At 53.2% G+C, this 13,830-nt stretch carries 14 protein-coding genes; 12 read left to right on the top strand and 2 right to left on the bottom strand.

Annotated elements, in window-relative coordinates; all coding sequences use genetic code 11:
* On the top strand, positions 1–1,165 hold a 1,165-nt coding region (locus tag PBA01S_RS21375; protein WP_174844509.1), incomplete at its 5' end, for an O-antigen ligase family protein.
* Positions 1,166–1,206: 41 nt separating this feature from the next.
* Here the strand turns inward: PBA01S_RS21375 and PBA01S_RS21370 are convergent.
* Complete coding sequence (locus tag PBA01S_RS21370) at positions 1,207–1,518, bottom strand: hypothetical protein (protein WP_016310864.1); 312 nt, start codon at positions 1,516–1,518, stop codon at positions 1,207–1,209.
* A gap of 170 nt (positions 1,519–1,688) precedes the next feature.
* On the opposite strand from PBA01S_RS21370, the gene uptA reads away from it, so the two are divergent.
* The 10 genes from uptA to PBA01S_RS21320 all read left to right on the top strand — a co-directional run bounded on the left by uptA (position 1,689) and on the right by PBA01S_RS21320 (position 12,168).
* The gene (gene uptA, locus PBA01S_RS21365; RefSeq protein WP_016310865.1) at positions 1,689–2,300 is read left to right on the top strand and encodes an undecaprenyl phosphate transporter UptA; all 612 of its coding nucleotides are present in this window, start codon (positions 1,689–1,691) and stop codon (positions 2,298–2,300) included.
* 131 nt (positions 2,301–2,431) lie between these two features.
* Positions 2,432–3,061 carry an MBL fold metallo-hydrolase gene (locus tag PBA01S_RS21360; RefSeq protein WP_127576690.1) on the top strand — a complete coding sequence of 210 codons (630 nt, stop codon included), beginning with the start codon at positions 2,432–2,434 and terminating at the stop codon, positions 3,059–3,061.
* Positions 3,062–3,410: 349 nt separating this feature from the next.
* Complete coding sequence (locus tag PBA01S_RS21355; protein ID WP_016310867.1) at positions 3,411–3,794, top strand: hypothetical protein; 384 nt, start codon at positions 3,411–3,413, stop codon at positions 3,792–3,794.
* Positions 3,795–3,983: 189 nt separating this feature from the next.
* Positions 3,984–4,271: an Asp-tRNA(Asn)/Glu-tRNA(Gln) amidotransferase subunit GatC gene (gene gatC, locus PBA01S_RS21350; protein ID WP_009227102.1), complete on the top strand. Its 288-nt coding sequence runs from the start codon at positions 3,984–3,986 to the stop codon at positions 4,269–4,271.
* 67 nt (positions 4,272–4,338) lie between these two features.
* The gene (gatA, locus tag PBA01S_RS21345) at positions 4,339–5,793 is read left to right on the top strand and encodes an Asp-tRNA(Asn)/Glu-tRNA(Gln) amidotransferase subunit GatA (protein ID WP_016310868.1); all 1,455 of its coding nucleotides are present in this window, start codon (positions 4,339–4,341) and stop codon (positions 5,791–5,793) included.
* 33 nt (positions 5,794–5,826) lie between these two features.
* A complete protein-coding gene (gatB, locus tag PBA01S_RS21340; RefSeq protein ID WP_016310869.1) occupies positions 5,827–7,266 on the top strand; it encodes an Asp-tRNA(Asn)/Glu-tRNA(Gln) amidotransferase subunit GatB in 1,440 nt (479 codons plus the stop codon).
* Positions 7,267–7,311: 45 nt separating this feature from the next.
* Entirely contained in the window at positions 7,312–7,734 is a 423-nt protein-coding gene (locus PBA01S_RS21335) for a GNAT family N-acetyltransferase (protein ID WP_371859559.1), read from the top strand.
* A 173-nt stretch (positions 7,735–7,907) separates the two neighbouring features.
* On the top strand, positions 7,908–9,725 hold the full coding sequence (locus tag PBA01S_RS21330) for a DUF4097 family beta strand repeat-containing protein (RefSeq protein WP_127576688.1): 1,818 nt from the start codon (positions 7,908–7,910) through the stop codon (positions 9,723–9,725).
* A 133-nt stretch (positions 9,726–9,858) separates the two neighbouring features.
* The gene (locus PBA01S_RS21325; RefSeq protein WP_016310872.1) at positions 9,859–10,287 is read left to right on the top strand and encodes a Fur family transcriptional regulator; all 429 of its coding nucleotides are present in this window, start codon (positions 9,859–9,861) and stop codon (positions 10,285–10,287) included.
* Between the two features lie 144 nt (positions 10,288–10,431).
* Complete coding sequence (locus tag PBA01S_RS21320; protein WP_255315410.1) at positions 10,432–12,168, top strand: glycosyl hydrolase family 18 protein; 1,737 nt, start codon at positions 10,432–10,434, stop codon at positions 12,166–12,168.
* A gap of 82 nt (positions 12,169–12,250) precedes the next feature.
* Here PBA01S_RS21320 and PBA01S_RS21315 read toward each other — a convergent pair whose 3' ends face one another.
* Complete coding sequence (locus tag PBA01S_RS21315) at positions 12,251–12,631, bottom strand: DUF2614 family zinc ribbon-containing protein (protein WP_009227109.1); 381 nt, start codon at positions 12,629–12,631, stop codon at positions 12,251–12,253.
* Positions 12,632–12,776: 145 nt separating this feature from the next.
* Here PBA01S_RS21315 and PBA01S_RS21310 point away from each other — a divergent pair, with 145 nt between their 5' ends.
* The gene (locus PBA01S_RS21310) at positions 12,777–13,655 is read left to right on the top strand and encodes a nucleotidyltransferase-like protein (protein WP_028539782.1); all 879 of its coding nucleotides are present in this window, start codon (positions 12,777–12,779) and stop codon (positions 13,653–13,655) included.
* The last annotated feature ends 175 nt before the right edge of the window (positions 13,656–13,830 follow it).

Raw genomic sequence — 13,830 nt, 5'->3', positions numbered from 1 at the left:
CGCAGCCGCGCTGCTGCTCGCGGCGCCGCTGGCCGCGCTGCCGGCGTCCGCCGGCTTCCTCGGGCGGGGACTCCGCCCGGAAACAGCGTCCGCCCGCGCGGTGATGTACGCCGACGCCGCCGAACTGCTTCGGCGGTCGCCATGGCTCGGCCAAGGCGGAGATGTCTGGCGCCACGCGTTCCGCCGTGTGCAGAGCCTGCCGTACGTCGGTAGCGAGGTGCACAGCGGCTACCTGGACCTGGCGCTGGACCTGGGCTTGCTTGGCCTCGCCTGCATATTGCTGTGGCTGGGGGGGATGTCCATCCCCCTGCTGCGGGCACGCAGCGCGCTGCTCCCACCTTATCTGGTGCTGCTGCTGCATAGCGCCATCGACTTTGACTTCAGCTACGGTCTCGTCTGGCTGTTGCTGCTCTGGACGGCGACCATGGGAATCGCCGAAGCCGGCTCGCTGGGTCGGCTTCGTCTCCCTGTCTTGCCCCGCCCCGGACTTGTCCGCGGAGCTTTCTTCCGCGCTCGCGGCCTGCTCTCACCACGCCCGCTGCGCATCGTGTGCAGCGGCCTCATCGCCGCTGCCTTACTTCTGCTGGGCGTGTCCGGTCTCCGCGAAGCGGAGAGCCAGCGGCTGCAACGCCAAGCCTTAGCCCAACCGCCCGAGGCGCACCGGGAGGCGGCGGAGCTGCTTCGGCGTTCGCTGGCCCTTGCCCCGTACCGCACGACGGTACGGTTAGCGCTCGCGGAACGCTCCGAACCACAGGAGGCCGCCTCGCTGCTGCAGGCGGGCCTCCGCTACGAGCCGGAGCGCGCCGAGCTGTGGTTCGCGTTGGGCCAAGCGCTGGCCCAAGCCGATCAGCCCGCCGCTGCTGAAGCGCTGCGGCGAGGCATCGAGCTGGACCGGTACGACCGGGTCAAGCAGACGGCAGCACTGCGAGAGTTATGGGAGCTGGCGCAACGCTTGCAGGCGAGCGGGGGACTGCAACAGGCTGAAGCGGTGGCGTCGGTCGGGACCGACTTGTACCTGAGCTTCCTGCGTTTGGCAGAGGGCATCGCCGCCAATCCTTCGCTGCGTAACGACCGCGCCTTCCGCTTAACGGAGGAAGCCATGTCGCTCGGGCGGGAGCTGCAACAGAGGGCTCACTTTTACACAAGCGATGCTGCCAAGAAGTAAATCTCGCTTCTTGCAGTCAGGCGTGTCAGACGGTGAGCTTGCTATCCGCCAAACGCGGCGCGAAAAGCAGAGGACAACGCTTCGCGATCGACCTCCCACAGCTCTGCCAGCTCAGCGCTGACGGCTTCATCCCACCAATCCGCCAGCAGCTTGCGGTTACTGATGTTTTCACCGATCCACAGCAGGTTGCCAATCACTTTTTTGTAATATAATGCTTCGCCTTCCTTGACTCGGTCCTCCGGAATATATACGCCAAGCCGCTTGATCGTCCGGTACAGCTCTTTGCTGCAGCTGCGGCGGATTTTGCGGGGATTCGGGAGGGAAGTTTGATGTTTCGCCGGGAAGTTTGCCATGGCAGAAGTCGCCTCCTTTTGCTCCAGCATATGCGGGCGGATTTCCCGAAGTCACCGGTGCGGCGAGCTGAAGTAGAACGCATGTCCATGGCTATGATAGAATAGACTGAGATTGGAGGCAGTTTATTGCTGGCTTCAGGACAGAAGTTAACTGGAAAGAGGACGAAGCTGTGGATTGGATATCAAATTTAGTGGGCGTATTATTGGATTGGATACAACAATTAGGGTATATGGGGATTATGCTGGGGCTCATGATCGAGATCATCCCCAGCGAAATTGTGCTGGCCTACGGCGGTTATCTCGTGCATCTCGGACATATTAATTTCATCGGCGCCGTCTTCTTTGGCACAGTAGGCGGTGTCATTGCTCAATTGTTCATTTACTGGATTGGGCGATATGGCGGCAGGCCGATTTTGGAGAAGTATGGGAAGTATATTTTGATTCAGAAGAAGCATATCGACGCGTCTGAAGCCTGGTTTCAGAAATACGGTCCCGGGGTTATCTTTACGGCGCGGTTTATCCCGGTGGCTCGGCATGCCATTTCCGTTCCTGCCGGGATTGCGAAAATGCCGGTGGGCAAATTCCTGCTGCTGACGACCTTGGCGGTCATTCCGTGGTCCGTGCTGTTCGTATATTTGGGAATGCTGCTCGGTGAACAGTGGCAGCATGTCGACGAGAAAGCAGGCCCCTATATCATGCCGATTTTGCTTGGGGCTTTGGCGCTGTTAATCGTGTACTTGGTCGTCAAATCGTTCAACAACCGGAGAAAAGGCGATGCCTAAGTCGATAACATCCGTAAGAAGCCAGATACCAAACGGATGGGCTTAGTGAATTGGTGATGAACTTAAAGAGAGGAGGCGGAGTGAGCGAAGCGGCCCGTGAGCTTGGTTGTAACGCTTATTCCGAGGGATACATCATGCTGAAAATTGAGAGTTTTTCCTTAGGCCCCTTGCAGACGAATGCGTATTTGTTGCGGGGAGAAGACGAGAACCGTGCGATCATTATCGATCCTGGTTCAAACCCGGGACCGCTGTTGCGCAGAATCGAAGGGTTGGAGATCGAGGCGATTTTGCTTACACATGCTCATTTTGACCATATCGGCGGTTTGGACCAGATTCGGAAGGAGAAGCATTGCCCGGTCTATGTGCATCCGCTGGAAAGCGATTGGTTGACGACCCCGAAGCTGAATGGGTCCTTGATGTGGCCGGAGGTCGGACCGCCCATCTCCACGGATCCGGCAGAATTCGATCTGGCCGAAGGGCAGAAGCTTCACCTGATCGGGCATGAGTTCACCGTATTTCATACGCCGGGGCATTCCCCAGGCAGCGTGAGCTTCCTGTGCGGGGATGATCTTTTTTCAGGGGATGTGTTGTTCCGTCTTGGTGTAGGGCGCACGGATTTACCGGGAGGCCGTGAAGCCGACCTGTTTAATTCGATTCGCGGGAAGCTGTTCCAACTGAAGGATGAAGTCAAAGTGTATCCCGGTCATGGTCCCCAGACGACTATCGGCTACGAACGGCAGAATAATCCGTACGTCTCCTAGAGAGTCTATGAACCCTACTCATGGCGTTTGTGAAAAAAATCGACGAAATAGTACAAAAATAGTGGACAAAAGTGCAACCTTTTGATAGGATGTACATATTAAAACATTGTAACTTTTGCGAAGCACGCAAGCTGCGGAAATGATCCCGGTTTGCGTTCTTTTTTATGCTTTTTTGGGCTTGAACTAATATCGGCAGAAACAAGATGTACTTCAGGAAGCGAATCTGCATAAGCTATTCATATCCGGGATTCCGGGGTAGAACTTGACCAATCTCCGTGTCTTTTAGTAGGATTATATAAAGCAATACAAGTTGATGATTATGCATCCAAATAAATCAGGGAGGTAGACGATGCTTCATTTGGGAGAGAAAATTGTTATCGTCGGTGATGCTTTTGAGCAGAATCTTCCTGTTGGGGAATATGGCTACGTTATTGCTTACGACCGCAATCCGGACAATGCTTTTGACTACGTCATCCGGTCTCCGAAGACGGGGCGGAATTATTTCGTTCCTAAGAGCGATATAGAATCCGAAAGTCGGCTGATCGAGCAAGCAGCGGAACGCGCGACACAGGAAGCTTTGATCGATTACGCGCTGGCTACGCACAATGAGAAGCTGTTTCGGCATATCATGAACGGCGAAGACAGCGATGCAGACGGGCAGCAGGAACCAACAAAGGAAGTAATGTCCCAAGCAGAGTTCATTAAACAAGTGAACCTGCGGGCATGGATATAAGAAAGGAGTCGGCTTAAGGCCGGCTCTTTTTCTTTTTTGTCCGGGGAGAGATATCCCGCCCTATAGCTCCTTTCCGCTTTAACGGATTGAATTGAACCGGAATCTACAATATAATTTTATTCAATTGTACAAGCATGGTAGAATGTACGAATAGTGCGGGAACGCATGAGTAAAGGGAGGCATCTAAGCATGAGTATCCAGACGAAGGACGTTGAACACGTGGCGAGACTGGCCCGTTTGCACTTGACCGACGAAGAGCGGGATATGTTTACGGAACAATTAAATGCGATTTTACAATACGCGGAGAAGTTAAACGAACTGAATACAGACGATATCGCACCGACCACGCATGTGCTGCATCTCAGTAACGTCATGCGGGAGGACGAAGTGAAGGAAAGCCTGCCGCCGGAGAAGGTATTCCGCAACGCACCGGAGGAAGAAGACGGTCAGTTTAAGGTTCCGGCCGTATTGGAATAGGTGATCCGCTGAAAAATGAACCCATCGACTAGAACGAACTTGAGAATGACAAAGGAGGAAGCTTAGATTGGCGCTTTTTGATTTGCGTTTACAGGAGATACATAATCGGCTTCACAACAAGGAGTTGTCTGTGACCGAGTTAGTAGGCGAAGCTTTCGCCAGAATCCGCGAATACGACGGGAAGATCGGCGCCTACTTGACGTTGAACGAGGAGGGGGCTCGTGCGGAGGCCGCCCGTTTGGACGCCAAGTTGGCACAGGGGGAAGCCCATGGTCTGCTGTTTGGACTTCCTGTGGGCATCAAAGATAACATGGTGACCGAAGGGTTGCTGACGACATGCGGCAGCCAATTTTTGAAAAATTATGATCCGATTTATGACGCGACTGTAGTTACGAAGCTAAAGGAAGCAGAGGCGGTCACGATCGGCAAGCTGAATATGGACGAGTTCGCGATGGGCGGCTCCAATGAGAATTCCAGCTTCCATCCCGTGCGTAACCCGTGGGATTTAAGCCGTGTACCCGGCGGTTCCAGCGGGGGTTCGGCAGCCGCCGTCGCTGCAGGTGAGGCTTTCTTTACGCTGGGGTCGGATACTGGCGGTTCCATCCGTCAGCCCGCATCGTATTGCGGTGTTGTTGGTCTGAAGCCGACCTATGGCCGGGTATCGCGCTACGGCCTCGTGGCATTTGCTTCTTCGCTCGATCAAATCGGGCCGATTACGAAAAACGTCGAAGACGCTGCCTATGTTCTGCAGGCGATCGCCGGTCACGATCCGAAGGACTCCACCTCGGCGAATGTGGAGGTGCCGGATTATTTGAGCGCCCTCACCGGTGATATTTCCGGGCTGCGCATCGCTGTACCGAAGGAATATTTGGATGGCGTTGACCCGCAGGTGAAGGCTGCCATTATGGATGCGTTGCGCGTGCTTGAAGGCCTTGGCGCGGTATGGGAAGAAGTATCGCTGCCGCATACGGAATACGCGGTGGCTGCTTATTATCTGCTGGCGTCCTCGGAGGCCTCGTCGAACCTGTCGCGTTTCGACGGCGTTCGTTACGGCGTCCGTGCCGACAATGCCGGCAACCTGCTCGACTTGTACTACGATTCGCGCAGCCAGGGCTTCGGACCGGAAGTGAAGCGCCGGATTATGCTGGGGACCTATGCGCTGAGCTCGGGGTATTATGACGCCTACTATTTGAAGGCGCAAAAGGTCAGAACGCTGATCAAACAAGATTTCGATCAGACCTTTGACAAATATGACGTGATCCTTGGGCCAACGGCTCCAACGACGGCGTTCCCGCTGGGCTCGCAAGTTGACGATCCGCTCACGATGTATTTAAACGATATTTTGACGATTCCGGTGAGCTTGGCCGGGGTTCCCGCCATCAGCGTGCCGTGTGGATTTGCCGAAGGTCTGCCGGTTGGACTGCAAATTATCGGCAAGCCGTTCGACGAAAGTACGGTATTGCGCGTGGCTCACGCCTTTGAAGCGAATACGGATCATCATCAACAACGTCCCGCCTTGTAGGTTCATAACAAAAGTTTTGCAGGAGGATAGGCCATGTCAACATCCAAATATGAAACGGTAATTGGGTTGGAGGTGCACGTGGAGCTGCATACGAAATCGAAAATTTTCTGCGGCTGCTCCACGGAGTTCGGCGCCCCGCCTAATACGCATACCTGCCCGGTGTGCCTGGGGCATCCCGGCGTATTGCCGGTGCTGAACCGCCAGGCCGTCGACTACGCGATGAAGGCCGCAATGGCGCTGAATTGTGAAATCGGCGATGTCTGCAAGTTTGACCGAAAGAACTATTTCTACCCCGATTCGCCTAAAGCGTATCAGATTTCCCAATACGATCAACCGATCGGCAAGAACGGATACATCGATATCGAGGTGGACGGGAAGACGAAACGGATCGGCATCACCCGTCTGCATCTGGAGGAGGACGCTGGCAAGCTGACGCACGTGGACGGCGGGTACGCTTCGCTGGTGGACTTCAACCGTGTAGGCACGCCGCTTGTGGAAATCGTGTCCGAGCCGGACATTTCTTCGCCGGAGGAAGCGCGCGCGTATCTGGAGAAGCTGCGGGCGATCATGCTGTACTGCGAGGTTTCCGACGTGAAAATGGAGGAAGGCTCGATGCGCTGCGACGCTAACATCAGCTTGCGCCCGTGGGGTCAGAAGGAGTTTGGCACGCGTGCCGAGCTCAAGAACATGAACTCGTTCCGCGGCGTGGTTCGCGGGCTGGAGTATGAACAGCTTCGCCAGGCTGAGATTTTGGACGAAGGCGGAGAGGTTGAACAGGAGACGCGCCGCTGGGACGAAACCCAAGGTAAAACGTTCTCGATGCGCGGCAAGGAAGAAGCCCACGATTATCGCTACTTCCCGGATCCCGACCTGGTTACTCTTCACATTGATCAGGAGTGGAAAGACCGGATTCGCGCGTCGATTCCGGAGCTGCCGGATGCCCGGAAAGCTCGTTACACTTCGGAGTACGGCTTGCCGGAGTACGATGCTGGCGTCATTACGTCCTCCAAAGCGCTGGCGGACTTGTTCGAAAGCAGCCTTGAGTATACGAAGGACGCCAAAGCGGTGTCGAACTGGATCATGGGGGATCTGCTCGGCTACCTGAACAGCAATTCACTGGAATTGTCCGACGTGAAGCTGACCGGACAAGGTCTAGGTGAGATGATCGGCCTGCTGGAGAAAGGCACGATCAGCTCCAAGATCGCCAAAACGGTATTTAAAGAAATGCTGCAAAGCGGCAAGTTGCCGCAGCAGATCGTTGAGGAGCAAGGGCTTGTGCAAATCAGCGACGAAGGGGCGATTATGGCGATCGTTCAAGAAGTCGTTGCGAACAACCCGGCCTCCGTGGAGGATTACAAAGCAGGCAAGGAGAAGGCCATTGGCTTCCTTGTCGGCCAAGTCATGAAGCAAAGTAAAGGGAAAGCCAACCCGGGGCTGGTCAACAAGCTGCTGGTCGAAGTGCTGAAAGGCTAGGGCCAGCTGGTGATCAAGCAACTCTCATTGAGTGACACCGATATTGTGGAACAACTCTGGAGCTTGCAGCATTCGGCTTACCGACTGGAGGCACAGGCGGTTGGCCTAACGGAGATGCCGCCGTTGCCAGATACGTTTGATTCCATCCGCTCAAGCAGCGATGTGTTCTTTGGTGAACTATCGGAGGATGGGGAGCTGCTGGGGGCGATCGCCGTTCGAGATGAGATGCCGGGGGCCTTAGAGATCACTCGATTGATGGTTCAACCGAACCATTTGCGGCAAGGAATTGGAGCCAAGCTGTTGCACTACGTCCTGACTCACCATCTGGACAAGCAAGAGTTTACCGTAACGGCCAGTCCGCAGAACGCCCCTGCGGTTGCGCTGTACCGCAAGTTTGGCTTCCGTCCGGTGCGGTCTGTCCAATCTGCTGCAGGCGTAGAATTGATGATCTATCGACTGAACCAGTAAAGAGATTCAAGCACGCTTTCAAACCAGATGGCTGAGGTTTGAGGGCGTGCTTTTTGATTGATTGGAGACCAGTTCCTTCCACGTTACAGAATTAGTCAGTATCGGTTATGATTAAAGAAACGGGAAATCCGCGCTGGATGAAGCCCAACAGAGATAGAAAAGAGGTGGGGGAAATGACGCCGGATATGGTGCCGATCGGACAGCCGCCGATACAAGGGCGGACGAAAGGATATCAGCCCCGGCGGCGCAAGCGCAAGCTGATTGCCGGTCTGTTGTCCGCCCTGTTTCCGGGGATGGGACATTTGTACTTGCGCAGTTATTTACGCGGCCTTTGCTTTATGTATTTTGTCTTGATCGATGCTTCCGCATTGATTTATTTCTCATCCGTCCGCATGGCGATTAATGTGCCGCTTCTCCTATGGCTTGGCTTGTTAATTCCCGCGGCTTACTTCTTTAGTATTTATGATGTCCTTCAATCTACGGATGCCCATAATGCCCGTCTGAAAAAAGAGCTCGAAGCGAGTCAAACCCCATCCACGGACACACCGTCCGGCCGAAGCTTCAAGCAGGGTCTCGGAGCGGGAGCGCTGCTGATCGGCGGCGGGGCCATTTTGATTGTACTTCAGATGAAGCCGTATTGGCTCCAGCTGCTGGTGCAATACGCCGGAGCGTATCTAGTCTCTGCTGCGCTGGCGTTGACCGCGCTGCTGCTAATCCTGCGCGAATCGCAACGTCTCTTCCTGCGTTCCGGACGCTTTACTGCCGCCGTGGTCCTGCTGACAACCGCGGGAATTTTGCTGCACGATGCGATGAAGGATGGAGATCTGTTGCTGCAGTTGATCCGATGGTGGCCATTCGTGTTCGTTTTGTGGGGAATCGAGCATATTATAATATTGGTTTGGAAACGAATGAGAGCCATGCAAGTCAGATTTCGCCCGCGCGTTGATGTGAAGGGGCTGTTCTTGTCCATGTTCATGGCCTTCTCGGTATTTGCTATTACGCAGCAAGATCAATACATGCACTTATGGAACCGGGTCAGTCTCGATTTGACGGCTGCAGGGGCGGAATATAGCGCACAGGAAGGTTATCGTGTGGAGAAACCCCAGTTGGATCTTCCCATCGACTTGGATACCGAACGGATCGTTTTTGACGGAATGAATGGAGATATCGAGGTGCGTAAGGCGGAGATCGACCATGTCATCGTCCGCTATACGGTATGGATCGATCAACTGGAGTATGAACCCGCTCGCAAAATTGCGGCAGTCACGTCTATCGAAGCCGCTATCGGCAAGACGTTGAATTTATCCGTCAAGGATAAGGCTTACGGCGAGACTGGCCGTCGTCATCCGAAGGTGAACGTAACCCTGATTGTTCCGCAAAACCGATTCTTGGATTTGGACATTTCCACCTCCAACGGGAAAATTACATTAACCGGTGTCCAAGCGATGAAGCAGGTGAAGTTGCAAACAGGGAATGGGAACTTACGGTTATGGAATGTCATTGGGGATGTTTCGGCCAAAACGTTAAACGGGGACGTTGAGCTGTATCGGATCTTTGGTGAAGCCGAGATTGATACGCAAGGCGGAAATATCAAAGGCCGGGGCATTACGGGCAAGGTCGCCTTGTCCACCCTGGTAGGCGATATTACATTAACCGAAGCTCAGGATGACATTCAACTGCATACGAAAAACGGCAATATCCGGGTCGACGGCGTTCCGCTGGGACTGAAGGCCGAATCGCTTAACGGCAAAATCGACATTACCTCCCGGATCGTTGGCGGCGATTGGGACGTTTACAGCGCGGTTGGCGAGTTGCGAGTCGAGCTTCCGGAAGAAGGGAATTATAAGCTTGAGGGTTCGAGCGGATACGGTGATATTTTTACCGAACTGCCTTTTGTGGTGGATCACAAGGAAATTCATGGTACACTCGGAACCGGTGAGTTCAAGCTCAAGGTCGATGGCAACAGTGACCTGTATGTGAATAAAAGCTGAACACCGGCGACAAGCCAAGTTGCAGGCGTTGATCCTGCGTTGACAAAAGTTTTGACCTAACCGTACAATAATCTTACGGACTTTTTTGCATAATGAACCATAAGGAATGAGCATTTAGAAGGCGGTGGACGAGATGACAACGCGCGTACAGCATGCCCTGGACCAACTGAAGAACAATGGAGTCCGCATTACGCCGCAGCGTCACGCCATACTTACGTATCTGATGGAATCGATGAGCCATCCGACCGCGGACGAGATTTACCGGTCCTTGGAGCCCCGCTTCCCGAACATGAGCGTAGCTACGGTATACAATAATTTGAAAATGTTGATTGAAGCCGGCATGGTCCGGGAGTTAACATATGGGGACAATTCGAGCCGTTTTGATGCGGACGTGTCCAATCATTATCACGTGATATGCGAGAAATGCGGAAAAATTGAGGATTTCATGTACCCTAGCTTGGAAGAAGTCGAGCGCCAGGCCGAAGAAGCCACCGGCTTTGAGATTCACGGCCATCGGCTGGAATTGCATGGGGTATGTAAAGAGTGCCGTATGAAGCACTAAGACAGTTTTATTTGGTGAGATGTAGATCAAACGTGTGGAATACCTTCGCGGATTCTTCACGTTTTTGTTTTTTGTAGGTAACTTTCGGCGCACTTTATAAGTTTATTATTTAGTAGACAGAGATTTCGATACGGAGGGTTGTCCTTGAAGAGTAGAAGAGACGTGTATCAAAGGAAAAAGAAGCGAGGCAGGAGAAAAACGAAATGGTTTTTCGGCCTGATTCTTATTATAGCAGGGCTTTATTGGGCTCAATCGGAATGGCTGCCCAACCGCGAGCATGTGGATCCTGAATGGCTTGGCCGGGTGGATAAGCCTATTTTTGCGGATGGACAATTGCTAAGTGGCACCGGGATCGGATCGGGAGATAGCTTGAAGCTCCCGCTTCCGGTGATTCAGCAGATTATCGACCCGACGATTCGTTATGAGGAAGATACGAAGTCAGTGATCTTAACGACGCCGCAGAAGTTGGTTCTGCTCAAGGCCGACGAGAAGATCGCCAAAATCAATAATAAGCCGAAGGAGCTGCGCTTTGCTCCGGAGGAGAAGGAGGGCGTCCTCTATCTTCCGGCCCATCTGCTTCAGGACTTGTACGGGGCAGAGGTGAAAGAGGATGCGGCTTCCGGCGTTGTTCTGCTCTATCGGGCGGGAGAGAAGATTTTGCCGGCTGTGGTAGACTCCGGTTCCAGCAAAAAGGACAGCACTGTTCCGCTGCGAACAGGCCCTAGCATTCATCAGCCGATTCTGGCGGATATGCCGGAGGAGACTGCGCTGCGGATCCTGGAGGCCCCCGATGATAAATGGTATTATGTTCAGCTAAATAACGGGTATACCGGCTATGTTCAGAGAAAGGACGTTGTATTAGGAGAGGAACATGCCATCCCGGAACTCAAGCTGGAGCTATCCGCCGCCAAACAGAAATGGCAGTCCAAAACGGTGAATATGACCTGGGAAGCTGTATATCAGGTGGCACCCAAGCCGTCTTCCATCGGTAAGCTGCCGGGCATCAACGTTGTGAGTCCTACTTGGTTTTCCATGGTGGACGGGAAGGGCAACGTGAAGAGTAAAGCAGACCCAGCCTACGTCAAATGGGCTCATGGTCAGGGGATGCAGGTTTGGGGCTTGTTCAATAACAGCTTTGATCCGGATCTCACTTCCGAGGCGTTGGCCAGCTTCGAGAACCGGCTAACGACGATTCTGCAAATGCTGCATTACGCGAAGTTGTATGATTTAGACGGCATTAATATCGATTATGAAAATGTCTACACCAAGGACGGAGAGAATCTCACCCAGTTTATGCGTGAGCTGCGCCCATTGGCTGAGGAGCAGGGCTTGATCGTTTCGATTGACGTGACCCCGAAATCTAATAGTGAGATGTGGTCGGCCTTTTTGGACCGCCGGGCCTTGGCTGAAGTGGTCGATTACCTCGTATTGATGGCTTACGATGAGCATTGGGCGGCCAGTCCGGTGGCGGGCTCCGTCGCCTCATTGCCTTGGGTGCGCTCATCGGTGACACGGATATTGGAAGAGGATGATGTGCCGCCGAGTAAGCTGATCCTGGGCATCCCTTTGTATACCCGGGTATGGACGGAAACGGTGAAGGACGGCAAAACGGAGGTCAGTTCTAAAGCTATTGGGATGGACAAGGTTCAGCAAATCATCGCCGAGAAGAAATTAAAACCGCGCTTCTCTGAAGAAACGGAACAGAATTACGTGGAGTATAAGGACAAAGAAGGATTGCACCGCATATGGCTGGAGGATGCTGAATCGTTAAAACGCCGTGTGGAAGTGGCCAAATCGATGAAACTGGCTGGCATCGCCACCTGGACACGGGCGTTTGCTTCCGACGAAGCTTGGGAGACCCTTCGGGAAATTGTAAAATAGACTGCAAAAAACCAAGCGGACCGCTGCTTTAGATGCAGCGGTCCGCTTGGCTTCTTTTTATCCAATGAGGATAGAATGACATTTAACTGGTGGTTGAAGCTCCGGTTGTTTGCTGTTGCTCCAATTCCTCGGCCGTGATCGTCGCCTGCGACGGGTCGAGGGTGAGGATGGTCTTACAGAACATGCAGCGATCTGTTTTGCCTAGCATTTTGGTCAGCTTGTGACATTCCGGGCATTCCAGCTGCACTGCTGACGTGGACAACATGCCCGCCCAAAAATAAATGGCCAAGCTCGCGAGCATCGAGACCAAGCCGATGGCTAGTCCGATGGCAGCGATCGCTCTGCCGGCAGGGCCCCAGAATACAATCCCGGCGGTTCCCAGTACCATTAGGCCCATCCCAAGCATGGTGAGCAACAAGCCCCATAAACGAAATTCATTGATTTTGCTTGATTTGAAGAACATTGGGCCACCTCGTTTCTATAACTCTGCAAGGGGAGCGTTTCCCCACTTTTTCCAAGTGCTCCAAAAACAAAGAAGGAAACTTAGATTAGGCGTAGAACTATATTATAACGAATTGGCAGGAATACGCCAAGCTGGGAGGGTATCCGTGGAAACAACCATTTTTTCGATCTTAGACGAGGAGAAAGCCGGACATGGAGCCATTGGGGCGGTTGGGTATCACCTGGACCAAGCCGGCTTCCACGACTCGCTGTTGCATGATTTCGAATATCTCATTATGGTTGTGCACCATGGCTTGGAGGAGAAGGAACAGCGTATTGAGCACGGTATGAGCGGAAACTCGGCTTATCAGCTGCTGCATGTGGGCACCCGCGAAATCGAACTAGGCATATTGACCGGTGATCAGCGGGATTCGGTGAAATATTTTCTGCACGGCGAGATCATTTGGGACATCGATGGGAAGTTGACGACTTTCCGCTCCTATATCAACAAATTTGGTGATTCCATGAAGGAACGGCGGAAGCTTAAGGAATTTGCCAAATTTCTCAAAGTCTATGGGGAAGCCAAACGGTATACGGCTGAGCAGGACTTGCTGGACGCGTACTACTGCGTGCTGCAGGCGTTAAAGCATTATGCTCGCCTTGAATTGATCGAGCAGGGGATTTTGCCGGAAAGCAGCGTGTGGGAACAGGTTCGCCCTTTGAATTCGGTCGTCAATAAGTTGTTTGACGAGTTGACGGAAAATTCAGAAACGTTGGAGCAACGCATCCAGCTCGTCCTGTTGGCTTGCGAATTTACACTCGCCAGCAAGATGGCCGATTGTTGTGAACTGCTCTTAAGGATTCTGGGCAGCCGTAAGGAAGCATGGAGTATTCAGGAGTTAGTACAGAACCCTGAGCTCGAACATGTGAGAGATGAGCTTCCGTTATTACTTCGCAAGTTGGTGGCCCGTTCCTTGGCGCAGGAAATCACCAAAGCTCATAAGGAAGGCGCAGGCGAGCGCCGGGAATTGCGATACAGAGCCTGATTGCGGCGTTCTGAACACTTCCAAAATATACCTTGGACAAACCTATTGACGCGCCCAGCGAGGATATGATAAATTATATCTCGCCCCTAAAAAAGGCAATGAAGTTTTGAAGCTGAAATCGGCACTGGCCGAAAGGTTTTTTAAAAAAAACTTCTTGACTTAATCGAGGCAAACA

The organism is Paenibacillus barengoltzii NBRC 101215 (genome assembly GCF_004000745.1).
GTDB lineage: Bacteria > Bacillota > Bacilli > Paenibacillales > Paenibacillaceae > Fontibacillus > Fontibacillus barengoltzii.
Note: the sequence above shows the minus strand (reverse complement) of the source record. Positions and strands in the feature narration are given on the sequence as shown.